At 72.4% G+C, this 23,815-nt stretch carries 22 protein-coding genes and 2 pseudogenes; 13 read left to right on the top strand and 11 right to left on the bottom strand.

The window, feature by feature from the left end:
- Window positions 1-7: 7 nt before the first annotated feature.
- The 3 genes from kamD to kdd form a co-directional block, all read right to left on the bottom strand.
- Window positions 8-1,570 (bottom strand): lysine 5,6-aminomutase subunit alpha, encoded by a 1,563-nt coding sequence (gene kamD / locus ACZ6O2_RS16285; protein ID WP_466023375.1) that lies wholly within the window; start codon window positions 1,568-1,570, stop codon window positions 8-10.
- A gap of 67 nt (window positions 1,571-1,637) precedes the next feature.
- Window positions 1,638-3,206: an amidohydrolase gene (locus ACZ6O2_RS16280; protein ID WP_466023374.1), complete on the bottom strand. Its 1,569-nt coding sequence runs from the start codon at window positions 3,204-3,206 to the stop codon at window positions 1,638-1,640.
- A 5-nt stretch (window positions 3,207-3,211) separates the two neighbouring features.
- Complete coding sequence (gene kdd, locus ACZ6O2_RS16275) at window positions 3,212-4,273, bottom strand: L-erythro-3,5-diaminohexanoate dehydrogenase (protein WP_466023373.1); 1,062 nt, start codon at window positions 4,271-4,273, stop codon at window positions 3,212-3,214.
- Between the two features lie 142 nt (window positions 4,274-4,415).
- On the opposite strand from kdd, the gene ACZ6O2_RS16270 reads away from it, so the two are divergent.
- The 7 genes and pseudogenes from ACZ6O2_RS16270 to ACZ6O2_RS16240 all read left to right on the top strand — a co-directional run bounded on the left by ACZ6O2_RS16270 (window position 4,416) and on the right by ACZ6O2_RS16240 (window position 10,227).
- Window positions 4,416-5,825 carry a KamA family radical SAM protein gene (locus ACZ6O2_RS16270; protein ID WP_466023372.1) on the top strand — a complete coding sequence of 470 codons (1,410 nt, stop codon included), beginning with the start codon at window positions 4,416-4,418 and terminating at the stop codon, window positions 5,823-5,825.
- Window positions 5,826-5,970: 145 nt separating this feature from the next.
- Complete coding sequence (locus tag ACZ6O2_RS16265; protein ID WP_350705416.1) at window positions 5,971-6,300, top strand: ArsR/SmtB family transcription factor; 330 nt, start codon at window positions 5,971-5,973, stop codon at window positions 6,298-6,300.
- Window positions 6,301-6,444, top strand: a pseudogene (locus ACZ6O2_RS16260) (cation transporter); the annotation flags it as partial.
- 370 nt (window positions 6,445-6,814) lie between these two features.
- Window positions 6,815-7,144 carry an ArsR/SmtB family transcription factor gene (locus tag ACZ6O2_RS16255; protein ID WP_350705414.1) on the top strand — a complete coding sequence of 110 codons (330 nt, stop codon included), beginning with the start codon at window positions 6,815-6,817 and terminating at the stop codon, window positions 7,142-7,144.
- A complete protein-coding gene (locus tag ACZ6O2_RS16250) occupies window positions 7,144-7,860 on the top strand; it encodes a cation efflux transmembrane domain-containing protein (RefSeq protein WP_466023371.1) in 717 nt (238 codons plus the stop codon). Before ACZ6O2_RS16255 ends, ACZ6O2_RS16250 begins: the two co-directional genes overlap by 1 nt.
- 4 nt (window positions 7,861-7,864) lie before the next feature.
- Window positions 7,865-8,503 (top strand): methyltransferase family protein, encoded by a 639-nt coding sequence (locus ACZ6O2_RS16245; protein ID WP_466023370.1) that lies wholly within the window; start codon window positions 7,865-7,867, stop codon window positions 8,501-8,503.
- Between the two features lie 323 nt (window positions 8,504-8,826).
- The gene (locus ACZ6O2_RS16240; protein WP_466023369.1) at window positions 8,827-10,227 is read left to right on the top strand and encodes a phenylacetate--CoA ligase family protein; all 1,401 of its coding nucleotides are present in this window, start codon (window positions 8,827-8,829) and stop codon (window positions 10,225-10,227) included.
- 152 nt (window positions 10,228-10,379) lie between these two features.
- On the opposite strand, the gene ACZ6O2_RS16235 is transcribed toward ACZ6O2_RS16240, so the two are convergent.
- Entirely contained in the window at window positions 10,380-10,574 is a 195-nt protein-coding gene (locus tag ACZ6O2_RS16235) for a CsbD family protein (protein ID WP_466023368.1), read from the bottom strand.
- A gap of 172 nt (window positions 10,575-10,746) precedes the next feature.
- On the opposite strand from ACZ6O2_RS16235, the gene ACZ6O2_RS16230 reads away from it, so the two are divergent.
- Window positions 10,747-11,358 carry a histidine phosphatase family protein gene (locus ACZ6O2_RS16230; RefSeq protein ID WP_466023367.1) on the top strand — a complete coding sequence of 204 codons (612 nt, stop codon included), beginning with the start codon at window positions 10,747-10,749 and terminating at the stop codon, window positions 11,356-11,358.
- Here the strand turns inward: ACZ6O2_RS16230 and ACZ6O2_RS16225 are convergent.
- The 4 genes from ACZ6O2_RS16225 to ACZ6O2_RS16210 all read right to left on the bottom strand — a co-directional run bounded on the left by ACZ6O2_RS16225 (window position 11,288) and on the right by ACZ6O2_RS16210 (window position 15,147).
- A complete protein-coding gene (locus tag ACZ6O2_RS16225) occupies window positions 11,288-11,794 on the bottom strand; it encodes an Lrp/AsnC family transcriptional regulator (RefSeq protein WP_350705403.1) in 507 nt (168 codons plus the stop codon). The two genes, ACZ6O2_RS16230 and ACZ6O2_RS16225, sit on opposite strands and share 71 nt — an antisense overlap.
- A 95-nt stretch (window positions 11,795-11,889) precedes the next feature.
- Entirely contained in the window at window positions 11,890-13,032 is a 1,143-nt protein-coding gene (locus tag ACZ6O2_RS16220; RefSeq protein WP_357698663.1) for an acyl-CoA dehydrogenase family protein, read from the bottom strand.
- Window positions 13,029-14,144, bottom strand: a complete 1,116-nt coding sequence (locus ACZ6O2_RS16215; protein ID WP_357461991.1) for a M24 family metallopeptidase — start codon at window positions 14,142-14,144, stop codon at window positions 13,029-13,031. Before ACZ6O2_RS16215 ends, ACZ6O2_RS16220 begins: the two co-directional genes overlap by 4 nt.
- Window positions 14,145-14,265: 121 nt before the next feature.
- A complete protein-coding gene (locus ACZ6O2_RS16210; protein ID WP_466023366.1) occupies window positions 14,266-15,147 on the bottom strand; it encodes a winged helix-turn-helix transcriptional regulator in 882 nt (293 codons plus the stop codon).
- Between the two features lie 84 nt (window positions 15,148-15,231).
- Between ACZ6O2_RS16210 and ACZ6O2_RS16205 the strand changes: the two genes are divergently transcribed.
- Window positions 15,232-16,500 carry an MFS transporter gene (locus ACZ6O2_RS16205; protein WP_466023470.1) on the top strand — a complete coding sequence of 423 codons (1,269 nt, stop codon included), beginning with the start codon at window positions 15,232-15,234 and terminating at the stop codon, window positions 16,498-16,500.
- A 16-nt stretch (window positions 16,501-16,516) separates the two neighbouring features.
- On the opposite strand, the gene ACZ6O2_RS16200 is transcribed toward ACZ6O2_RS16205, so the two are convergent.
- Window positions 16,517-17,614: a DUF4037 domain-containing protein gene (locus ACZ6O2_RS16200; protein WP_466023365.1), complete on the bottom strand. Its 1,098-nt coding sequence runs from the start codon at window positions 17,612-17,614 to the stop codon at window positions 16,517-16,519.
- 116 nt (window positions 17,615-17,730) lie between these two features.
- Here ACZ6O2_RS16200 and ACZ6O2_RS16195 point away from each other — a divergent pair, with 116 nt between their 5' ends.
- The gene (locus ACZ6O2_RS16195; protein WP_350705396.1) at window positions 17,731-17,958 is read left to right on the top strand and encodes a hypothetical protein; all 228 of its coding nucleotides are present in this window, start codon (window positions 17,731-17,733) and stop codon (window positions 17,956-17,958) included.
- A gap of 85 nt (window positions 17,959-18,043) precedes the next feature.
- A complete protein-coding gene (locus ACZ6O2_RS16190; protein WP_350705683.1) occupies window positions 18,044-18,943 on the top strand; it encodes a 5'-3' exonuclease in 900 nt (299 codons plus the stop codon).
- 245 nt (window positions 18,944-19,188) lie between these two features.
- On the opposite strand, the gene ACZ6O2_RS16185 is transcribed toward ACZ6O2_RS16190, so the two are convergent.
- Window positions 19,189-21,801 carry a proprotein convertase P-domain-containing protein gene (locus ACZ6O2_RS16185; protein ID WP_466023364.1) on the bottom strand — a complete coding sequence of 871 codons (2,613 nt, stop codon included), beginning with the start codon at window positions 21,799-21,801 and terminating at the stop codon, window positions 19,189-19,191.
- Window positions 21,802-21,997: 196 nt separating this feature from the next.
- Between ACZ6O2_RS16185 and ACZ6O2_RS16180 the strand changes: the two genes are divergently transcribed.
- Window positions 21,998-22,426, top strand: coding sequence for a hypothetical protein (locus ACZ6O2_RS16180; protein ID WP_350705390.1), 429 nt, complete (start codon window positions 21,998-22,000; stop codon window positions 22,424-22,426).
- Window positions 22,427-22,920: 494 nt separating this feature from the next.
- On the opposite strand, the gene ACZ6O2_RS16175 is transcribed toward ACZ6O2_RS16180, so the two are convergent.
- A complete protein-coding gene (locus ACZ6O2_RS16175) occupies window positions 22,921-23,544 on the bottom strand; it encodes a TMEM175 family protein (RefSeq protein WP_466023363.1) in 624 nt (207 codons plus the stop codon).
- Window positions 23,545-23,578: 34 nt separating this feature from the next.
- Here ACZ6O2_RS16175 and ACZ6O2_RS16170 point away from each other — a divergent pair.
- Window positions 23,579-23,815 (top strand): annotated as a pseudogene (locus ACZ6O2_RS16170) (hypothetical protein); the annotation flags it as partial.

Raw genomic sequence — 23,815 nt, 5'->3', positions numbered from 1 at the left:
ACGGCGCTCACGCCGCATCCCCTTCCAGGATCTCCGTGGCCGGGTTGAAGTAGTCGGCCTCGTGCGCGGCCACCCCCGCCAGACCCTTGCCCCGGTCAGCCGGACGCTTCATGATCCCGAACGTGCCCTCGGCGATCGCCGTCAACAGCGACTGGTCCCCGATGCGCTCCAGCAGATCCACCGCCTCACCGAGCACCTGGTTGGCCCGCTGCTGGATGAACCCGCCCGGCGCCGGCACGAAATCCTCGTGCAGCCCACCGGCCGCGCCCAGCACGTACCGCACGTTCTGCAGCGCGATGTCCCGGTCCGACAACCACGGCGTCACCACCGCCTCGGTCATCATCCCCACCAGCAGGATCCCCTGACCCGTCATCGTGCCCACCAGGTTGAAGAACCCGTCCAGCAGGTTCCCCCGGAACACGTCCCCCGTCATGTGCTTCGTCGGCGGCATCCACTTCAGCGGCGCGTCCGGGAACAACTCCCGCGCCAGCAGCGCGTGCGCCAACTCCAACCGGAACGACCCCGGCACATCCGGGTTGATCTCGAACGCGTGCCCCAGGCCCAACTGCCAGTCCTGCAGCCCCGCCTCGTGCGCGAAGAACTCGTTCAGCAGCTGCGACACCGTCACCGTGTGCGCCTCGTCCACCGCGTCGGCGGTGGTCAGGTAGTTGTCCTCACCGGTGTTGATGATGATCCCCGCCCGCGCGTGTACCTGCCGCGAGAACCGCTGGTCCACGAACGTGCGGATCGGGTTGATGTCGCGGAACAGGATCCCGTACATCGAGTCGTTCAACATCATGTCGAGCCGTTCCAGGCCCGCCAGAGTCGCCATCTCCGGCATGCACAGCCCCGACGCGTAGTTCGTCAGCCGCACGTACCGGCCCAGTTCCTTCGACGACTCGTCCAACGCCGCCCGCATCAGCCGGAAGTTCTCCTGCGTCGCGTACGTGCCGGCGAACCCCTCCCGGGTCGCGCCCTCCGGCACGTAGTCCAGCAGCGACTGCCCTGTCGACCGGATCACCGCGATGATGTCCGCACCCGCCCGCGCCGCCGCCTGCGCCTGCGGAATGTCCTCGTAGATGTCGCCCGTCGCCACGATCAGGTAGATCCACGGCCGCTGCTTCGGATCCCCGTACCGCTTGACCAGACGGTCCCGCTCGACGCGGCGCCGGTCGACCAGCCGGATTCCGGCCGCCACGGCCTTGCGCGCCGCCTTGCGCGCCGCCGTGGCCGCCTTCCCCGACGGCACCTCGAACCGCACCGACCCCGCCGCCGCCTTCTGCGCCAGCAACGTCACGTCGGCGATCTGCTCCCGCGCCATGGCGTCGAACACCGGCACCGCCACCCCGTGCCCCAACCCGACGTCCGCGACCACCGCGTCGACGAGCCGGTTCACCCACGGAATGCCGTCCGGGTCGGCGCCGGTCACCCCCGCCAACCGCAGCACCGCCCGCTCCACCGACACCGTCGTGTGGCTGCGCGCCAGATCCACCACCGGCTGCCCGGCGCGGCGCGCCAACTCCCGCGCCCGCGTCACCAACCGCGGATCCAGGTCAAGCTTGCCCGTCACACCGTCACCTCACTCCGGCCGGCGACGACGCGACCCGCGCCCCCACCGAACCACCCGCCACGCTCGCTCACGCCGACCCTTCCTCGTAGATCACGTCACCACGCAGCACCGTGCGCCGACACACCGGCAACGGCGTCGGATCCTCCGGACCCCGCGCCTCGAGGTCCTCGGCCAACAACACCGGCAGACCCCGCTCCACCCCCGCCGGCGTCGACCACACCGCGAACGTCGCCGGCGCCCCCAACGCCAACACACCCTCGTTGTCCAGGTGCACCGCCCGCCACCCGCCACGCGTGTGCGCCGCGAACGCCGCCCGCACACTCATCCGCTGCGTCGGATTGTGGTGCCACACCGCCGCCCGCACCGAACCCCACGGATCCAACGGCGTCACCGGCGAATCCGACCCGAACGCCAACGCCACCCCGACCCCGTGCATCGCCCCCATCGGGTTCGACTCCAACGACCGGTCCAGACCCAACCGCGACTCGTACATCCGGCCCGCACCGCCCCACAACCGGTCGAACGCCGGCTGCATGCTCGCCACGATGCCGTACTCCACGAACCCGGCGATCAGCCGCTTGTTCATGATCTCCGCGTGCTCCACCCGGTGCCGCGCCGCCCGCACCCGATCCGTGCCCAGCTTCTCCGCCGCGCCCGCGAAACCCTCCAGCACCGTCGAGATCGCCGCGTCACCGATCGCGTGGAACCCGCCCTGCATCCCGTGCGCCGCGCAGTCCAACAGATGATCCCGCACCTGCTCCGCCGAGACGTACCCGTGCCCGCAGCCCCCGTCGCCGTCCAGGTAGTCCCGCGACACATGCGCCGTACGCGAGCCCAACGCCCCGTCGGCGAACAGGTCACCGCCCGCCCCGACCGCGCCCAACTCCCGGGCCCGTGCCGCACCCAGCAGCTCGCCCCAGTACCCGTACACCTCCGCCACGCCGTCGCCCGACAACGCCAGCAGGCCCGTGAAGTCCTCCTCGTCGGAGATCTCCGGCCCACCGCACTCGTGCACCGCCGCGATGCCCAGCGACGCCGCGTGCGCCAACGCCGCCCGCTGCGCCGCCACCCGCTGCGCGCGCGTCACCGACGCGAACGCCGCCGCCCGCACCACGTGGTGCGCGTCACGCCGCAACCAACCCGACGGGTCGAACCCCGCCGACGCCGCCGCCTGCGGACACGCCGCCAGCAGCGCCGCCGACACCAACGCCGAATGGATCGACGCCTGCGACAGGTACACCCGCCGGCCCCCGGCCGCCCGATCCAGCGTCGCCGCGTCCGGCAGCTCCGGCACCGGCCAACTCGACTCGTCCCACCCGTGCCCCAGCACCACCGCGTCCGACGGCAACCCCGCCGCGAACGCCGCCACCGCGTCCAGCAACTCCCCCGCCGACCGCACCGCCGACAGGTCCAGCCCCGACAACGCCAACCCCGTGTCGGTCGCGTGGACGTGCGAATCCACGAACGCCGGCGTCACCAACGCCCCGTCCAGGTCCACCACCCGGTCGGCCGCCGGCGCGTCCGCGTCCGCCCCCAACCACGAGATCCTGCCGTCGGTCACCAACAGGGCCGTCGCACTCGGATCGGCCGGACAGTGCAGCACGCCGCCGCGGTACAGAGTCGAGGGGTTCGTCATGACACTCAGTCTGCCGCCAACCGCGACTCGAACAGCGCCCGGACCCCCGGCTCCGACCGCAACAACCCCAACGCCAGCTCCGCGTGCCCCGGCACGTAGCCGTTGCCCACCAGCATCGTCACGTCCGCCGCCAGACCCTCCGCGCCCAACGCCGCCGCCGCGAAACTCGTCGCCATCGAGAAGAAGATCACCGTGCCGCCGTCCGCGGTCGCCAGCACCGCCCCGTGCTCACAACCCGGCACGTCCACGCAGACCACCGTCACGTCGGCCGGCGCACCCAGCGCCGTGGTCACCGCCGACGACAACGCCACCGGATCCCGCGCGTCGGCCAACGCCACCGCGTCCGCCAGACCCGCCGCCGTCAGCGCGTCCCGCTCCGCCGCCACCGGCACCACCCCGACCGTACGGCCGGCGCCCGCCCGCCGCGCCGCCGCGAGGGACAACGACCCGCTCTTGCCCGCGCCGCCGATCACCGCCACCCGCACCGGCGACGTGTCCCCAGCCCGCTCCCGGTCCGCCACGTGCCGCGCCACCACCCGCGAGGTCAACGCCGGCGCCCCGCACACGTCCAGCACCGCCAGGGACAACTGCGGGTCCAGGTCCGCCGGCAGCACCGCCGCGATCGACCGGGCGAACAGGATCGCGTACCCGTCGCACGGCACCTGCTCGCTGCGCCCGTCCCACCGCGCCAGACCGTCGAGGATCGTCAGCGGCGTCAGCGTCAGCGACACCAGCGTCGCCACCCGCTCCCCCGCCTTCAACCCCAGCGGGGAACGCCGCCCCGCCTCCTCCACCGTGCCGATCAGCATCCCGCCGGAACCGGTCACCGGGTTCTGCATCTTCCCCCGGGTCGACACGATCTCCAGCACCTCGGCGCGGACCGCGTCGCCGTCACCGCCGTGCTTCTCCCACAACTGCCGGAAGCTCGCCGCGTCGAGGTTCAACCGCTCCACCCGGATGCGGACCTCGTTCGCCGCGATCTCCGGGCTCGCGTCGAGCCGCCACGCCGCCTGCGGCAGCACCCCCGCCGGTTCGACAACGCGGTGCAGACCCACCGGTGACGTCACGCAGACCACCCCCTGTCAAGCCGCCCGAAGCCCCGGCCAGGGCTCGCGTAGCGGGAAAACTTCCGGCAGACTAATTTCTTCACCGGATATTTTCCAGTAGCCTTCGGAATCGCTGATCAACCGCACCACCCGAGGAGGGGCCGTGACCCAGACACAACCGGTGGAGACCATCCCAGCGTCCCGCCCCGCGCCGGTCGCGGTCCCCACCGCCGGACAGCCCTACGAATACCGCCGCGCACCCCTCGTCGAACCCGACTGGACCCGCTTCCCCGGCTGGCGCCACGTCACCCGCGACCAGTGGGAGAACGCGCAGTGGCAGCGCGTCAACTGCGTCAAGAACATCAAGCAGCTACGCACCGTGCTCGGCGACCTCGTCGACGAGACCTTCTACGCCGACCTCGAGGCCGACCAGAAGGCCCTGGCCACCATGTCCATGCTGGTGCCGCCGCAGATGCTCAACACCATGGTCCCGTTCGCCCCGATGACCACCGAGGCGCTGCTCGCCGACCCCATCCGGCGCTACATGATCCCCGTCGCCTCCGACCGGCGCACCGACTGGCCCTCCCACCCGTACGCCAGCCGCGACTCCCTGCACGAACACGACATGTGGGTCGCCGAGGGCCTCACCCACCGCTACCCCACCAAGGTCCTCGCCGAACTGCTCTCCACCTGCCCGCAGTACTGCGGCCACTGCACCCGCATGGACCTCGTCGGCAACTCCACCCCCACCGTCGACAAGCTCAAGCTCACCCTCAAGCCCGTCGACCGCTACGACGCCCACATCAGCTACCTCAAGGCCCACCCCGGCGTCCGCGACGTCGTCGTCTCCGGCGGCGACGTGGCCAACGTGCCCTGGAAGAACCTCGAGTCCTACCTGATGCGGCTGCTCGAGATCGAGACCATCCGCGACATCCGGCTCGCCACCAAGGCGCTCATGGGCCTGCCCCAGCACTGGCTCCAGCCCGACGTCGTCGAGGGCCTCGAACGCGTCGCCCGCACCGCCGCCCGCCGCGGCGTCAACCTGGCCATCCACACCCACGTCAACCACGCCCAGTCGCTCACCCCGCTGGTCGCCAGGGCCGCCCAGACCGCCCTCGACGTCGGCGTCCGCGACGTCCGCAACCAGGGCGTGCTCATGCGCGGCGTCAACGCCACCGCCCCCGACCTGCTCGACCTCTGCTTCGCCCTCCAGGGCGAGGCGGGCATCCTGCCGTACTACTTCTACATGTGCGACATGATCCCCAACGCCGAGCACTGGCGGGTCCCGGTCTGGCACGCCCAGCAGCTCCAGCACGACATCATGGGCTACCTGCCCGGCTACGCCACCCCGCGCATCGTCTGCGACGTCCCCTTCGTCGGCAAGCGCTGGGTGCACATGCTCACCGAGTACGACCGCGAGCGCGGCATCTCCTACTGGACCAAGAACTACCGCACCTCGATCGAGTCCGCCGACACCGAGGCGCTCAACAAGCGCTACGCCTACTACGACCCGATCGACACCCTGCCCGAGACCGGGCAGAAGTGGTGGGCCGACCACCGCGCCGACGACTGACCCACCCGCACCCCGCCACCCCCGGCGCCGACACCGGCTCCGGGGGTGGCGCGTCTCCAAGCCACGACGGTTCACCCCGCTGTGCCGTACGCGTCGAGACGGCCGCCACCTCGATCAGTACACCATCAGATGTACTATCCACGGTGTGGAGACGTTGACGCACGGACAGGTGTTGGCCCGCTTCGGTCATGCCCTCTCGGACCCGACCCGGGCGCGGCTGCTGCTGGCGCTGCGCGACGGGCCGGGATACCCAGCGGAACTGGCCGAACTGCTGGGCACGACCCGGCAGAACCTGTCGAACCACCTCTCGTGTCTGCGCGGCTGCGGTCTCGTGGTCGCGGTGCCGCAGGGCCGCCGCACCCGGTACGAACTGGCCGACGCCCGGCTGGCGCACGCCCTCGCGGACCTGCTCGGTCTCGTACTGACGGTAGACCCGGCCGCCTGCCCGAACTCCGACGAGCAGGGCTGCTGCTAGTGGCCCTGGGCCGCCCCGATCGCCGCGCTGGTCATCGCCGCCGCGGCGGTCAGGGAAGGCCGCGAAGCGTGGCGCGGTGACACCTGCTGCGCGCCCGCGCTCACCCCGGCCGGACCGGCGGCCGGCGGCCACACGGACGACTGCCACGCCGGCTCGCCGGTGGCAGCCGGCCTGACACTCGCCTCGGTGGCGTCGCGGCGACGCTCGCGCGCAACCGCCGATGGGCGCCTCCTGGCGGGCCGTCGGCGACCCGCACGAGCGCACCCGCGCTGATCACCACCGGCGCCGCACCGCCCAGACATCGACCGTCAGCGAACGGATGGCACGCTACGGGCCGGACACCACGTAGATCAGGCCGCAGCTTCTCAACCTTGCTCCGGGCCGGAAGCTGCGCCCCACCGGGGCCGGCCGTAGCTTCCGGCGAAAACCAACGATTACGTGTTCGCCGCCTGATGATCCACCCTCATCGCGGTACAGCCTTTGCTGAATACAGTGGCTGCTGTATGGTTCGGGTGTGGAGACGTTGACGCACGGACAGGTGCTGGCGCGCTTCGGCCATGCCTTGTCTGATCCGGTGCGGACCCGGCTTCTGCTGGCGCTTCGCGAGGGGCCGGGGCATCCGGCGGAGTTGGCCGAGGTGCTGGGCACCAGCCGACAGAACCTGTCCAACCATCTGGCGTGTCTGCGCGGCTGCGGGCTGGTCGTTGCCGTTCCAGAGGGGCGGCACACCCGCTACGAGCTGACCGACGCCCGGCTGGCCCATGCCCTGGGCGACCTGCTCGGGTTGGTGTTGGCGGTGGATCCGGCGGCGTGTCCCGTCGCAGCCGAGCAGGGATGCTGCTGATGGCCACCCCGATCCGGTTGGCGTCCGCCGGGCCGCCGGCGACCCGGCGGGCGGTGCTTGCCCGGCGGGTGCGGCTGCTGGTCGCCGCGACCATCACCTACAACGTCGTCGAGGCGGTGGTGGCGACCACCGCGGGGACTCTCGCGTCGTCGACCGCACTGATCGGCTTCGGGCTGGACTCGGTCATCGAGGTCGTCTCGGCGACCGCCGTGGCGTGGCAGTTCTCCGCCGCCGACCACGAACGCCGCGAACGCACCACGCTGCGGATCATCGCAGTGTCGTTCTTCGCCCTCGCGGCCTACGTGACGGTGGAGTCGGCGCGGGCTCTGACCGGCGCCGACCGAGCTGAGCACTCCACCGTCGGCCTGATCCTGGCCGCGCTGTCCTTGGTCGTGATGCCGGTGCTGTCGGCCGTGCAGCGCCGCGCCGGCCGTGAACTCGGCTCCGCCTCGGCGGTGGCCGACTCCAAACAGACCCTGCTGTGTACCTACCTGTCCGCGGTGCTGCTGGTCGGCCTCGCCGTCAACTCGTTGTTCGGCTGGTGGTGGGCCGACCCGGTCGCCGCCCTCGTCATCGCCGCCGTCGCGGTGAAGGAAGGCCGCGAGGTGTGGCGCGGGAACGACTGCTGCGCACCGGCCACCACAGTATCCGCCGTAACCGCCCCCTCCGCGCCCGTGCATGGCTGCGGTGACGACTGCTGCGCCGGCAGGGAGTGAGCCGATGGCCGCCATCGCCCTACCGATCTACCTGTGCGCCCTCGGACTGGCGTTCGGGTGGCGCAGTCTCGCGCAGTGGCGCCGCACCGGCGACACGGGACTGCGGCTGGACGCCGGACCGGCCGGCACGCTGCGCTGGTGGGCCAAACTGCTCTTCGTCGCCGCGCTGCTGCTCGGCACAGCCGGCCCGGTCGCCGCGCTCGCCGGCATGAACCCGGTCGACACTCTCGACCGGCCCACGACGCGGACCATCGGACTGCTGCTCGCCGTCGCCGGAGTGATCGCCACCCTGGCCGCGCAGACAGGCATGGGCACCTCGTGGCGGGTCGGGGTCGACCCTGGCGAACGTACCGACCTGGTCACCGGAGGCGCGTTCGCGCTGGCCCGCAACCCGATCTTCACCGCGATGATCGTGACGAGCCTTGGACTGGCCCTGATGGTGCCGAATCCGATTTCCCTCGCCGCCACCGTGGTCCTGGTCGTGTCGATCCAGCTACAGGTCCGCGCGGTGGAGGAGCCATACCTCGCCCGCATGCACGGCGCCGCCTACGCCGCCTATGCCTCGCGGGTGGGCCGGTTCCTGCCCGGCATCGGCCGCCTCGCCAAACCCGCCAAACCCGCCAAGGTCGCCGGCCGCCGGTAGGAGCCGTCCCCGACCTGACAGGTACGGAGACGGTGGCCGGTCAGGCCCGGCCACACCCGAGCCGACCGACTGCACGGTGGCCACAACAGATGGCCGACCGGGGAGCCACGGTGGTGCCGGCCCGGCCCGCCTACCGCGCCCCGGTTCGATCACGCGATCGGTCCACCGCCAAAGAGTTCCTGACCGAGCTGCCTCGGCACGGCCTGCACCCCGGCAAGCGGCAAGCCACCCCGGAGCAGCGGCGACTACCTGCCTGCCGTCGCCCACCGCACCACGTCCAGCGCCACCACCAACGGTGCCAACGAGGAAGGACACCACAGCACATGAAGGTCTCAAAGTTGCGGCTGCTGGCCGACGCCCGCTCCGCGAAGGCCGGCGGCGAGCAGGCGATGGCCGCCCGGCAGCGAGCCCGCCTGACCGAGCTCGTAGCCTGGGCGCGCACCCACTCGCCCTACTACCGGCACCTGTACCGGGGCCTACCGGCCGGGGCGAACGACGTGGCCCTGTTGCCGGCCACAACCAAGAGCGAGCTGATGGCCGCCTTCGACGACTGGGTCACCGACCCGGCCATCACCCTGGCGCAGGCGCGAGCGTTCGCCGACGACCCCGCGCGCGTCGGGGAGCCGTTCGCCGGCCGCTACACGCTCACCACCACCTCCGGCACCACCGGCACGCACGGCATCTTCCTGCAGGACGCCCGCGCGGGCGCGGTGACCTCCGCGATGATGGCGCGGATGCTGGCCAGCTGGCTGAGCATCCGGGACGTGGCCCACATCATGCGCGGCGGCGCCCGGATGGCGCTGGTGGCGCCGGTCGGCGAACACTTCGCCTCCACCGTGGCCGCTGCCCGCCTGCGCGGCCGCTCCCGCGTCGCCGCCTTCAGCGTGCACCAGCCGCTGGACGACCTCGTGGCCGAGCTCAACGCGTTCCGCCCGACGGTGCTGGCCCCGTACGCCAGCATCGGCGCGCTGCTGGCCAGCGAGGCCGAGGCAGGCCGGCTGCACATCAACCCCGCCCTCGTGACGCTCAGCGCCGAAGGCCTGCCCACCCCGGAGTACGCGCGCATCGCGACCGCGCTCAGGGCGAAGGTGCGCACCAGCTACGCCTGCAACGAGTGCCCGTTCCTCAGCTACGGCTGCTCCGAAGGCTGGATGCACCTCAACGCCGACTGGGCCATCCTCGAGCCCGTCGACGAACAGCATCAGCCGGTGACGCCCGGCGAGCCGTCGCATACCGTGCTGCTGACCAACCTGGCCAACCACGTGCAGCCGATCCTGCGCTACGACCTCGGCGACGCCGTCCTCGCGCGCCCCGACGCCTGCCCGTGCGGCAACCCCGGCCCGGCCGTCCGCGTCCAGGGCCGCGCCGCCGACCTGCTCACCTTCCCTCGCCGGGCCGGGGCGGGGGAAGAGGCGCCGGTCGTCCTCGCCCCACTCCCGCTGGCCACGCTGCTGGAAGCGGTACCCGGCCTGGAACTGTTCCAGATCGTCCAGACCGCGCCGACCACACTGCGTATCCGGCTGCTCCCCGCATCCGGCGCCGATTCCGACGCCCTCTGGCGCCAGGTCGAGACCCGCATGCGCGACCTGCTGGCCCGCCACGGCCTCGGCCACGTCGCCATCGAGCGCGCCAGCGAGCCGCCGCAACAGAACGCCGGCGGCAAATACCGCGCCGTCATCCCTGCCGTCGCACCCACCTCCAGGTCCGCGGTCGACACCCCATGACAATTGCCACGACAGCCTCGCCCACGACGCCCGCGACCTTCCAACCAAGGTCAATTGCCTAGTCGTTGCATCTTCGCTGGAAGCTACGACCGGTCCCCCGGACGAGGTGACGGCCCCCGGCATGTGCGCCGGGGGCCGTCATCGCACACGGGTCACCGGGTGAAGGCGTCCTTCGCGTCGCGGCCGGCTTCCTTCATGCGCTCGCCGGCCTGCCGGGCACGCGCGTCGCTCTGCTGCGTGGCGCCCTCGCCCCGCAGCCGCTCGTTGTCGGTGACGTCGCCGATTCGCTCCTTGGCCGCGCCGGTCAGCTGCTCGACTTTGTTCTTCGCCTTGTCGGTGAAGCTCATGTGGCCTCCCCTGCTCCTGCGCCGGGCCGGGCCTTCCGCGCCCTCGTCCGACTGCGTGCCCGGACCCGGCGGGTGGAAACCTGGGCTGTGCCGTGTGGTGGGGTGCACACCCCGTAAGGCATCCTAGGACACTAGGTGAACGGGAGCGACGGGCTTCTGGTTGACTGGACGAATGGGAGAGATCCTGCTGATCCGGCACGGCGAAACCACCTGGAGCGCCAGCCGCCGGCACACCTCGTACACCGACCTGCCGCTCACCCCCGACGGCGAACGGCAGGCCCGCGCCCTCGGCGAGTTCCTCGCCGGCCGGCACGTCGCCGCCGTCTTCACCAGCCCCCGGGCCCGGGCGCTGCGCACCGCGCAACTCGCCGGCCTCCCCGTCACCGGCACCGACGACGACCTCGCCGAGTGGCACTACGGCGACTACGAGGGCCGCACCACCGCCGACATCCACGACGACCACCCGAGCTGGAACCTCTGGACGGACGGCTGCCCCGGCGGGGAGTCCCCCAGCGAGGTCGGCGAGCGCGTCGACCGGGTGCTCGCCCAGGTCCACCCGCTGCTCGACCGGGGCACCGTGGCTCTCGTCGGGCACGGCCACAGCCTGCGGGTGCTCGGCGCCCGCTGGGTCGGCCTGCCGCCGTCGGCCGGCGGGCTGCTGCGGCTGGACACCGCCACCGTCAGCGTGCTCGGCCACGAGCACGGCCGGCGGGTCATCCAGCGGTGGAACCAGCCGGTTCCCCCGCCGAACGGGAACGCGCCCGAGCCTGGAGCTCGGCACTGATCTTCGGCGGCCGGTTCTCGTACGGCGTCGACAGCACCACCGTCGTGCGGGTGGTCACGTTCGCCGCCGTCCGGATCTCCTGGAGCACCCGCTCCAGGTCGGTCGGGCTGGCCACCCGCACCAGCAGCAGGTAGAAGTCCTCCCCCGCCACGGAGTAGCACGAGTCGATCTCCGGCAGGTGGGCCAGCCGCTCCGGCGCGTCGTCCGGCTGGGACGGGTCGAACGGCCGGATCGCCACGAACGCGGTCAGCGGCAGGTCCAGGGCCTCGAAGGAGACCCGGGCGGCGTACCCCTTGATCACGCCGCGCTGCTCCAGCCGGCGCACCCGCTGGTGCACCGCGGACACCGACAGGCCCACCCTCTCCGCCAGATCCGTGTACGACAGCCGACCGTCAGCGGTCAGTGCGGCGACGATGGCGCGGTCGATCTCCTCCACGGCGTGCAACCTACCGGGAAAACCGCCCGGCTGCGACGACGCACCCCCGCCGGCACGACGCGGCGTACGTGTCGTGCCGGCCCGTCGGGGCACCGTCAGCCCTTCGCGAGCGCCCGGGAGATGACCAGCCGCTGGATCTGGTTGGTGCCCTCGACGATCTGCAGCACCTTGGCCTCGCGCATGTAGCGCTCCACCGGGTGGTCGGTCACGTAGCCGGCGCCGCCGAGCACCTGCACCGCGTCGGTGGTGACCCGCATGGCCACGTCGGTGGCGAACAGCTTCGCCTTCGCCGCCTCGATCGAGTACGGCCGGCCGGCGTCGCGCAGCCGGGCCGCGGAGAGCATCAGCGCCCGGGCGGCGGAGATCTGGGTGGCCAGGTCGGCGAGGGTGAAGCCCAGCCCCTGGAAGTCGATGATCGCCCGGCCGAACTGCTGCCGTTCCTTCGCGTAGCCCACCGCGTAGTCCAGCGCCGCCTGGGCCAGCCCCACCGCGCAGGCGGCGATGCCGAGGCGCCCCGAGTCCAGGGCGGACATGGCGATGGTGAAGCCCATCCCCTCCCCGCCGATCAGCCGCTCGGCCGGCACCCGGGCGTCGTCGAAGGCGACCTGTGCCACCGGCGAGGCGTGCAGGCCCATCGTCCGCTCGGCGGCCTGCGGGGCGATGCCCGGCGTGCCCCGGTCGGCCAGCAGGCAGGAGATGCCCTTCGGGCCGGGCCCGCCGGTGCGGCAGAAGATGTTGTAGAAGTCCGCGACCCGGGCGTGGGTGATCCACGCCTTGGTGCCGGTGACGACGTAGGAGTCGCCGTCGCGTACGGCCTTCGTGGTCAGGCTGGCCGCGTCCGACCCGCCCTGCGGCTCCGAGAGGCAGTACGCCCCGAGCAGTTCCCCGCCGACCATGTCCGGCAGCAGCTTGCGCTGCTCGTCGGTGCCGAACTGGGCGAGCGGGTAGCAGGACAGGGTGTGCACGCTGACCGCCTCGGCGACCGCGAGCCAGCGGCTGGCCAGGATCTCCAGCACCTGCAGGTAGACCTCGTACGGCTGGGCGGCGCCGCCGTGCTCCTCGGCGTACGGCAGGCCGAGCAGGCCCGCCCGGCCGAGGGTGCGCAGCACCTCGCGGGGGAACTCGGCGCGCTCCTCGAACCCGGCCGCCTTCGGGGCGAGCTCCCGGTCGGCGAGTTCGGTGGCGAGGTCGAGCAGGTCGTGGGCCTCGTCGGTGGGGAGGATCCGGTCGACAGTCATAGCGCGATGAGCTCCGTGGGGGTGGTGTTGAGCCGTTGCACGCCGTCCGTGGTGCAGACGACGATGTCCTCGATGCGGGCGCCGTGCCGGCCCGCCAGGTAGATGCCCGGTTCGACGGAGAACGCCATCCCCGCCTCCAGCGGGCGGGCGTTGCCGGCCACCACGTACGGCTCCTCGTGGCCGTCCAGGCCGATCCCGTGGCCGGTGCGGTGCAGGAACGCCGCGCCGTGGCCGGCGGCGGCGATCGGCTCCCGCGCGGCGGCGTCGACGGCCTCGGCGGTCACCCCGGGGCGGACCGCGGCCACCGCCGCCGCCTGTGCGGCGCGCAGCACCTCGTAGTAGTCGGCGAACTCGGCCGGCGGCGGACCACCGGCGACGTAGGTGCGGGTGCAGTCGGAGCGGTAGCCCGAGGGCATCGTGCCGCCGATGTCCACCACCACCGGCTCGCCGGCGCCGATCGGCCGGTCGGAGGTGCCGTGGTGCGGGCTGGCGCCGTTCGGGCCGGCGGCGACGATCACGAAGTCGACGGTGACGTGCCCGGCGGCCCGGATCGCCGCGGCGATGTCGGCGGCGACCTCCGTCTCGGTGCGCCCCGGCCGCAGCCACTCCCCCATCCGGTCGTGCACCGCGTCGATCGCCTCGCCCGCCTCGGCCAGCGCCGCCACCTCCGCCGGGGACTTGCGGATGCGCAGCTCGCGCAGCACCTCGGAGGCCAGCCGCTGGGTGGCGCCGGGCAACGTGGCGCGCAGGGCGAGGACCTGCTCGGCCCACATCCGGTCGGCCAGCCCGACCGCCGCCACCGGCCCGCCGAGGGCGGCGGTGACGAGGGGGTACGGGTCCGTACCGTCGGCGTGGTCGACGATCCGCACGCCGGTGGCCGGGGCCGGGGACGCCTCGGCGGCCGGCCGCTCCAGGGTGGGCACGACCAGCGTCGGCTCGCCCTCGGCGGGCAGCACCAGGCAGGTCAGGCGCTCGCCGGCGTGCGCGTCGTAGCCGGTCAGGTAGCGCAGGTCTGAGCCGGGGGTGAGCAGCAGCGCGTCCAGCCCGGCGGCGGCGGTGGCGCGCTGCGCGGCGGCCAGCCGCTGCGGCGGGTACAGCTTCTCGGATCCCACACCGGCCAGCTTAACGGTCGTTCGGGCACCGACCCAGCCCACCCGGCGCTCCGGCGGGCGCTCCCCGGACGAGGCGCGGGCGGCGGCCCGACGCGCCGACGGGCGTTTCCCGGCCGGACGCTCAGGAGGCGGCCCGGTGCCGGACGAGGGCGAGCATCTCGTCGACGGAGCCGGCGGGATCGGTCACCGGGAACTGCACCGCGCGGACGACGGCGTCGGAGCCGACCAGCAGGGTCAGGCGCTTGAACCGCTCGACGCCGCCGGCGCGGAAGGTGGGTAGCGACAGGCCCGCCGCGAGCCGGCCGTCCTGGTCGGACAGCAGCGGGAAGGGCAGCTCGGCGTGCGCCACGAAGTCGGCGAGCTGGTCGGGCCGCTGGGTGCTCACTCCGAGGACGCGCGCGCCGGCGGCCCGGAAGTCCGCGTGTCGGGCGGCGTAGCTGGTGGACTCCAACGTGCAGCCGGCCGCGCCGGGAATCTCCCCCCAGCCCGGCGGAAGGGCCCGCGCCCCGGGTGCGAACGCCCCCGGGAAGAAGTAGAGCACGCTCCAGCCCGGCGCGTCGGCCGGCGCGACCGGCCGGCCGTCGTGCCCGGGCAGGACGACGTCGGGCAGCCGCCGGCCGACGAGGTCGTGCACGCGGCGCGCCTCGGCGGAGGCGGCGTCGGCGGTCGCGGTGAGGTCGCCGTCGCCCATCACGTACCGGGTGCCCCAGTCCTGCAGGGCGATGAGCACCGGCAACAGGCCCTCGCCCTTGGCGGTGAGCAGGTAGTCGAAGCGGGGCGGGTGCGCCGAGTAGGGCCGTCGCTCCAGCACGCCGTGCGTGACGAGCCCGGCCAGGCGTTCGGTCAGCGCCCGCCGGCTGACGCCCAGCTCGCGGTGGAGCGCGTCGAAGCGGGTGGTCCCGCCGGCGACCTCGCGCACGATGAGGAACGTCCACCAGTCGCCGAGGACGCCGAGCGCCTGCGCGATGCCGCAGTCCGCGTCCGCCAGGTCGGCCCGCCGCACATCCCACCCCCGTCCGCTCCGTCGCCCTCGACTATAGTCCGTTTCAGATTGGAACTCACTGGCTCGCGGACGGGGGCGGACGACATGGGCGTCGGGCATGCAGCCGGGGTGTTCTGGCGGTGGTGGGCCGCCGGCACGACCAGCGCGGTCGGGTCGGCGGTCGGCGCCGTGGCGCTGCCGCTGACCGCGCTGACGGTGCTCGACGCCACCGCGTTCGAGATGGGCCTCATCGCGGCGGCCAGCTACGTCGCCTGGCTCGTGATCGGGTTGCCGGCCGGCGTCCTCACGCAGCGGCTGCCGCTGCGCGGGACGCAGGTGGGCGCCGACCTGGCCCGCGCGCTGGCCGTCGCGTCGGTGCCGGTCGCATGGTGGTCCGACCGGTTGACCGTCGCCCACCTGGTGGTCACCGCGCTGGTGGTCAGCTTCGCCACGGTGCTCTTCGACGTGGCGAACTCGACCTTCCTGCCGAGCATCGTCGACCGGGACCAGCTCCAGTCCCGCAACAGCCTGACCTCCGCCACGCACGCCACCACCCAGCTCGGCGGGCCGCCGCTCGGCGGCCTCGCGGTGCAGGCGCTCGGCGCGGTGCCGACCCTGCTCGTCGACGCCGCCGGCTACCTCGTCTCGGCGGCCCTGCTCCGTTCCCTGCCCGCCCGCCGCGTCGACGCGCCGGACCGCTGGCCGCCGGTCGGGGAGATGATCCGCGAGGGCTGGCGCTACGTGGCGCACCACCCGGTGATGGGCCCCGGCATGTGGGCCGCGACGGCGGTGAACTTCGTCTGCGGGGCGCAGCTCGCGCTCTACCCGCTGCACCTGGTACGCGAGCTGCACGCCCCGGCGGGCCTGGTCGGCCTGCTGCTCGCCGTCGAGGGGATCGGCTCGCTCGTGGGGGCCGCGCTGACGTCCCGGATCACCGCCCGGATCGGGACCGCCCGGGCCCTGGTCGTCGCCGGCTTCGTGTCGGTCGGCGGCGCGTTCGTCGTCCCCTGGGGCACCGGCTGGCCGGCGTACGTCGCCTTCGCGGTCGGCAACGTCGTCTTCGCGGCCGGCGTCGTGGTGCTCAGCGTGACCACCCGGACCTACCGCCAGATCGCCAGCCCGCCCGAGCTGCTCTCCCGGGTGATGGCGACCGTCCGGTTCGTCTCCTGGGGAGCCATCCCGGTCGGTGGCCTGCTCGCGGGCGCACTCGCCGGCGTCGCCGGGACCCGCGCCACCCTGCTGGTCTTCGCGTTCGCGGCGGTCTGCGCGCCCCTGGCGCTGCTGCTGTCCCCCGTCCGGCGCCTGCGCGACCTCACCGACCACGACCGGGCGGCCGGCGACCGCCGGGCGAGCCCCGCGCCGGCGGGCCGCTGACGGCCCGACCCCGCGCTCAGCCCGGCCCGTCCGGCCCGTCGGGCACGTCGGGCAGCGCGCCGGCCAGCCGGCGGGCCCGGTCGGCGTGGGTCAGCAGGTCCACGCTGTCGACGAACTGGTCGACCGCGCCGACCGGCGGCCGACCGCGCAGGGCCGGGTCGGTGACGGCGGCGTGCAGTGCGGCGGCGACCCGGCCGGCGTCCAGGACCAGGAAGGGCCGGCGGTGGAAGGGGCGCGGCCGGGCGCGCACCGGCGCCGCCAGCCCGGTGTCGTCGGTCCAGGCGGCGACGGTCTCCAGCGCCCGGACCAGCCCGTCCTCCCGGCGTGGCCAGTCGCCCGGGCCCAGCGCGTCGGCCAGGGCCGCGACCACGGGTCCCGCGCCGGGCAGCCGGCCGAACACGGTGCCCAGCCACTTGTCGTACGGCGGCCAGCGGCGACGCAGCAGCAGGCCGATCCGCATCACGTCCCGGGCCAGCCCGGCGGTGACCACCCGGCTGCCGACGTCGTCGCCGACCTCGGCGCAGCGGCCGGGCAGGTGTTCCGCCTGGGCGACGCGGGTCCACCCGGCGGCGAGCACGTACCGCCACACGTCGTCCGGGTACCACCGCAGCGCGCCCCGTGCCCCGGTCAGCGCCCCGTCGAGGCCGTCGTGGAAGACCTCGCCGCCGGTCACCTCGGCCAACCGCTGCGTCGGGGTGGCCAGCCAGTCGGCCGTGGTGACCCCGGCGGCCGGGTCGAAGCCGAGCCGGTCGCGCCACCAGCCGACCAGCTCGTCGATCTTCACCCCGTGCCGGACCCCCGCCGGGTCGACCACGCCGAGGCGGCCGTGGCCGGCGAACCGGGTCGGCCAGCCGAGGAAGTCGGCCGGCAGGTCGGCGTCCAGCACGGCGTGCAGTCGCGGGATCCGCCACGCGTCGGCCGCCGCCACGAAGAGCTGCGCCCGCGGCCCCCAGTCGTGGTCGGTGGAGCGCGCGGTGTCCAGCCCGAGCAGCTCCGAGCCGCCGTCGAGCAGGCCGGCCGCGTAGCGCAGGCCGGGAAAGCGCCGGCGCAGGATCGGCGCGAGCACCTCGGCGTGGAACCGTCGGCCGAGCGTCAGGCCGGGAAGGAACGTCACACCGGCCAGTCTGCGCCCCTCGTCGGGGCGCTCGCAGCACGGATCCGGCGCGGCCGGCCGGTCGTGCCGATAGCCTGGAGCCGCGAGCGCCTCGCCGGCGGAGAGGAGCGACAGCCGTGGCACCGAACGACCCGGACCGCGCCGCGGCGCGCCGCCGCCGGCTGCTCTGGTCCGGGATCCTCGCGGTCGCCGGCCTGGTGCTGCTGATCGTCGGCCTGACGATCGCCAACGGCACGGCGGCCTGGATCGAGGTGGCGCTCGCGGTCGCGCTGCTGGTCGCGAGCTACGCGGTGCAGTACCTGGCCCGCCGCGAGACGCTCTACTCCAGCGACGAGCGCCCCTGACCGTCGGGCTGTCCCGCCGTGCCGTACCCCCCGAACGTCGGTGCGGTGTGCCAGGCTGTCGGGCGTGGCACAGCGATCCCCGATCATGCTCATCGACGCGCCCAGCCTCTACTTCCGGGCCTTCTTCGGCATCCCCGAGTCCGCGGCCCGCGCCGCCGACGGCAGCCCGGTCAACGCGGTGCGCGGCTTCCTCGACATGCTGGCGGCCCTGATCCGCACCCGCCGGCCCGACCGGATGGTCTGCGCCATGGACCACGACTGGCGACCCGAGTGGCGCGTCGCGCTGCTGCCGTCGTACAAGGCGCACCGGCTGGCGCCCGAGGGCGGCGAGGTGGTGCCCGACACGCTCAGCCCACAGGTGCCGCTGATCCTGGAGGTGCTCGACGCCGTCGGCATCACCCACGTCGGCGCGGCCGGCTACGAGGCCGACGACGTGCTCGGCACGCTGTCGGTGACCCAGCCGGCGCCGGTCGAGGTCGTCTCCGGCGACCGGGACCTGTTCCAGCTCGTCGACGACGACCGCCCGGTGCGGCTGCTCTACGTCGGGCGGGGCGTGGCCAAGCTGGAGGACTGCGACGACGACGCTGTGCGGTCCCGCTACGGGGTGCCGGCCGCCCGGTACGCCGACTTCGCCGCCCTGCGCGGGGACCCGAGCGACGGGCTGCCCGGGGTGCCGGGCGTGGGCGAGAAGACGGCCGCCCGGCTCGTGGAGCGCTACGGCGACATCGCGGGCATCCTGGCCGCCCTGGACGACCCGAGTTCCGGCTTCGCCCCCGGGCTGCGCACCAAGCTCGCCGCCGCGCGCGACTACCTGGCCGTGGCGCCGAAGGTGGTCCGGGTCGCCCTCGACGTGCCGCTGCCCGAGCTGACCACCGCGCTGCCCAGCGCCCCGGCCGACCCCGACCGGCTGCTGGAGCTGGCCGGCGAGTGGAACCTGGCCGGCTCGGCGCGCCGTCTGGTCGACGCACTCGCCCAGCGCGCCTGACCCACGTCCGCGCGGTCACCAGGGCTGACCCGCGCGTCCCGGTGTGGGATTCGAGGCCAACCTCGAATCCCACACCGTCGAGCACTCGGCAGGTGCGGCCAACCGGGAGCTGGTGCGCTGGATGCGCGTACAACGACGGCCAGCCCGCGTCGGAGCAACTGCGCTTCGCCGGTTTTGACGGCCTGGGACATCACTGGCGCCGCGAAGCCTTGGCAGGCCCTCACCGCACTCCACAGCGGTGGCGTTTACAGGGTCAGCGTCCAGGAGTTGATGTAGCCGGTGTCGCGGCGGCCGGTGTCCTGCACCCGCAACTTCCAGGCCCCGTTGCGCGCCTCGCTCGACAGGTCAACGGTGTACGTCTCATCGAGGTTGTCGGCACTGCCACCACCGCCGTTACGCAACAGGTACGTCGAGCCGTCCGGAGCGACCAGGTGCACAACCAGATCACCCCGGAACGTGTGCACGATGTGCACCTCGACAGTGCTGGCCGCGGAGGCATTACCCGTACAACCCGACACCGTCACGTTGCTCTCCACCGTGGAGAGATCGGGAATAGCCACGTCCGTGCCGTTCGTTGCTCCGCAGTCCGGAGGCACGGTGCCACCACCCAGGTCCAACGCCCAGGAGTTGATGTGGCCACTGTCAACGCTGGCAGCATCCTGCACCCGCAGCTTCCAGGCCCCGTTGGCAGCCTCACCAGCGACGTTCACGGTGTACGTCTGGTCAATGTTGTCGGTGCCACTACCGGTCCGGTTGTGCAGCAGATAGGTGGTGCCATCCGGCGCAACCAGGTTGACCACAAGGTCACCGATATAGGTGTGGACGATGTGCACCTCGACCGTGCTCGTGGCCGAAGCGTTGCCCGCACAACCGGAGATCACGATCGTGCTCTCCACCGTGGAGTTGTCCGGGATCGCCACGTCGGTGTTGTTGCTGCCGGAGCAGCCGGGCAGGCCGTTGACGGTCAGCGTGAACGAGGTGGTGCGGGTGGCTTCGGTGCCGGTACCGGTGACGGTCACGGTGTAGACGCCACTGGGGGTCGACGCCGAGGTGCTGATCGTCATCGTCGAGGAGCCACCGTCCGAGGCGATCGAGGACGGGCTGAACGCGGCGGTGGCACCGGACGGCAGGCCGGCGGCGGACAGGTTCACCGTCTGGGCCGAGCCCCGGATCAGAGTGGTCGACACGGTCGTCGCGGTCGAGTTGCCCGGGTCCACCGACGCCGCCGCCGGCGAGACCGCCACGGTGAAGTCGTTGGCCGCACAGCTCGGGTCGTTGCCGGCCACGTTGACGGCGGTCCAGGCGGCCTGGACGGTCTTGTACTCGGTGGAGCACAGGCCGTACAGGTCGGTCGTCGCGCTCAGGGTGTAGGCGCGGGCGGTGTTGGCCGGGTTGGTGGTGTTGACGTACGAGGTGTTGGAGGTGAAGTAGGTGTCCAGAGCGCGGAACCAGATCTTCTCCGCCTTGGCCCGGCCGATGCCGGTGACCGCCGGCGCGGTGCCGCAGACCGGGGAGGTGCCGTACGGCGTGGCGCCGCTCCCTTCGGCCAGCATGAAGTAGAAGTGGTTGGCCACACCGGACGAGTAGTGGACGTCGACGTTCTTGGTGGTTGTCGACCAGCAGGAGTGTGAGGCTCCGTCCAGCGACGGGTTGTACATGTACCGCAACGGGGTCCCGTCGCCGTTGATGTCGATCTCTTCACCGACGTCGTAGTCGCCGGGGTCGCTGCTGTTGCCCGCGGAGAACTCGACCATGTTGCCGAAGATGTCGCTGGTGGCCTCGTTCAGGCCGCCCGACTCGCCCGAGTAGGTGAGGTCGCCGGGAACGACGTTCTCCGTGACGCCGTGGCTCATCTCGTGCCCGGCCACGTCGATCGAGACCAGCGGGTTGGCGTTACCGTCACCGTCGCCGTACGTCATCTGGGAGCCGTCCCAGAACGCGTTGACGTAGTTGCTGCCGTAGTGCACCCGCGACGGGACGCCCTGACCGTTACCGAAGATGCCGTTGCGCCCGTGCACGTTCTTGAAGTAGTCGAAGGTCAACGCCGCGCCGTAGTGCGCATCCACCGCAGCGGACTGGTCGTTCGACGGGGACCCGTTGCCCCACACGTTGTCCGCGTCGGTGAAGGTCGTGCACGACGACGTGCCGTTGTTCATGTCGCACGTGTTGCCGTTGCCGTGCGTCGGGTCGACCATCTGGTACGAGCTGCCCGACTGGGTCGTCGAGACCGTCACGGTGCCCGCGTAGACCGAGTTGCCCGTGCCGTCCACCATCTCGATCTCGTCATAGGAGCCGATGAACGCCCCGGTCACCGCGTCACTGATCACGTGCAGCCGGGACGGGGTCTGCCCGTCCGGCGCCCAACCGGCGAGCACCGTCTCCCACGCCAGCCGGCCGTAGCCGCTGGAGGCCTCCACAAACAGCTCGGCCGCGCCGACCGCGGTCAGGGATCCGCGGAACTGGGCCTTGGCCGCCTTGGCCGCCGCCGCTGCCGACACCTTGGGCGTGGTGCCGAGCGTCAACGGGGCGACCAGTCCGACCGAACTGCCCGCGTAGCCGCCGTCGGGCGCGGTGTGGATGACGATGTCGCCGCCACGGACGCGCAGACCCTGATAGGTACGGGTGTACCGCACGTGCGCGGCGCCGTCGGCGTCGACCTTCGAACTGTAGACGGCAAACCGGTCCGCGCCCGAAGCCCGGACGACTCCCAGGTGCTGGCCAAGCGCCTGATCGGCCCGGGCCACCGCCCCGGCCGGACCCGGCTCCGCGGGCGGTGCCGCCGACGCTGACGTGGCGGCGTTGGTCAGCAGGGCACCCACGAGTAGGGCGACGCTGGCCACTGCGATGGGTCTTCTCACGAGTCCTCCAACACAGAGGTGGCATGTGACGGTAGTCACGTGCATCCACGTATATAGAAAGATCGATAAAGATGAAAGACCTTCGGCAGAAGCGACTTAACGTTTATTAAGGTCACCTCGACTCGCCGCCGAGGCGTGGAACCATCCCACCTGCGGTAGCGTCATTAGCACCATGAGGCGATATCGGTATCCACTGATGGCAGCCATCGCCGCCCTCGTCGTGACGGCCGGCTGCGGGCAGGGATCCGACTCCCCCACACCTGCGGCCACCCCGACCGGCATGAACGCCCCGAAGGTCACCGTGGAGCGCACCGGCGGCTTCGCCGGCGTACACGACACCACGATCGTCGAGCCCGACGGTGGCTGGACCCGCACCAGCCAGCACGGCGAACAACGCTCGGGCCGGCTGACCGCCGAGCAGCAACGCGAACTGGGCCGCCTCGTCAACGACCCCCGACTGCCCCGGGAGGCCAGGCCCACGCCCGGCGACAGCCGGTGCCGGGACGGGTTCAACTACCGGGTCACGATCGGCGCCATCGTGATCAGTTACGTCGACTGCGGCGGCCATGAGCCGACGGCCACGAAGGCGGTGGTCGCGTTCGCGGCGACCACCACCGGCGGCTGAACCATTCCCGCAACACGTCCGCCGGGCAACCGCGACGACGACCACGTGACACCAGGACCAATCCATCCGAACCGGGACACGGCCGGCCCGATCCGGGCCTGAGGGCGATGCGTGCGGAGGCGCGGGCGGCGAGGGTGGTGGCGAGTAGCGCGCCGACAGTTGGGCGTTGCGGAGATTCAGGCCGCTGGGCAGGAGACAGTCGCGCAGCTCCGGCGCCAGGTCACTGGTGATGTTCTCCAGATCGATCTGACCGGCGATCCGGGCTCCGCGTAGCCGCAGGCCGTGTGGGTCGGGCTCGCTGACCAGACGGCCGCGGACGAGCTCGCGGATGACCGAAGCCGAGACCGTCCGCTCATCGCCCCAGGACCGCATCGCTGCCTCGTCGACCGGCCCGTCACCGGCCAGATCGAGCACCTCGCCGCAGGCGACGGACCCGATCAGTCGCTGCTCGCCCGGATCGAACGGCCTACCGCCGACTGCTGCCGGGATACCGTCTACCGACCGCAGGTGGAAGCGCGTCGGACGTCACCGGGACCGGGTACCAGGTACAGGCCCACAAGCAGCAGGTACAGACACAGGCTGAGCACCGCGTTGACGAACACGAAGCTGAACGCCACCAGATACAGCACGGGCCCGATCAGGAACCTGCGGGCGACGGCTCGATAGAGGCCGGGGTCGACGTCATCGCGCAGCAGCCCACGGCGGCGGGCCCACCACCAGCTGAGGTTGAAGAACAGCGCCTCGCCGAGGACGGCACCGACGTAGAGGGCGGCGGACACGCGCTGATCTGCGGTGCTACCGCGCAGGTGCGTGGCCAGCTGACTGGCGGTGAACGGGATCGTCGCGACGAACAGCAACAACAGCAGGTTGAACAGCAGAAGTGGTTGGTCGACCCGTGCGACGTAGCGCCACATGTTGTGGTGGGTGAGCCAGACCTGCCCGACGATCGCGAAGGTGATCGCGTAGGCAAGGTAGGCGGGCCATCCACGCAACAGCGACGTGCCGAGCTCCTCGCCACCTTCTGACTGTAGGCGGAGCAGCTCGACAGCCATCAGAGTCAGGACGATCGCGATGACCGCATCACTGAACGCCTCGGCGCGTCCGCCACCGCGTTCCAACTCCTGCCCTTTCTAGTGCCGCATCAGGCAACGTTTGCCCCGTGACGACGCGCCGCGCGGGGTGCTGGTCCGGGCGGCGTGGTGTCGTCAGGCTGTCCGGGTGGTGGAGCGTGTACGGGTCCGTGAGATCGATGACGACGAAGGTCGACGTCTGTTGCGGATCATCCGTCGGGGTGCCGGATCGGTGGTGACCTGGCGGCGGGCGCAGATGGTGCTGCTGTCCGCGCAGGGTATGCCCGTGGCGAAGGTCGCGGAGGTGACGTTCACCAGC

This window comes from Micromonospora sp. NPDC048040, from assembly GCF_055587185.1.
This window is presented reverse-complemented; position numbering and strand designations above follow the sequence as displayed.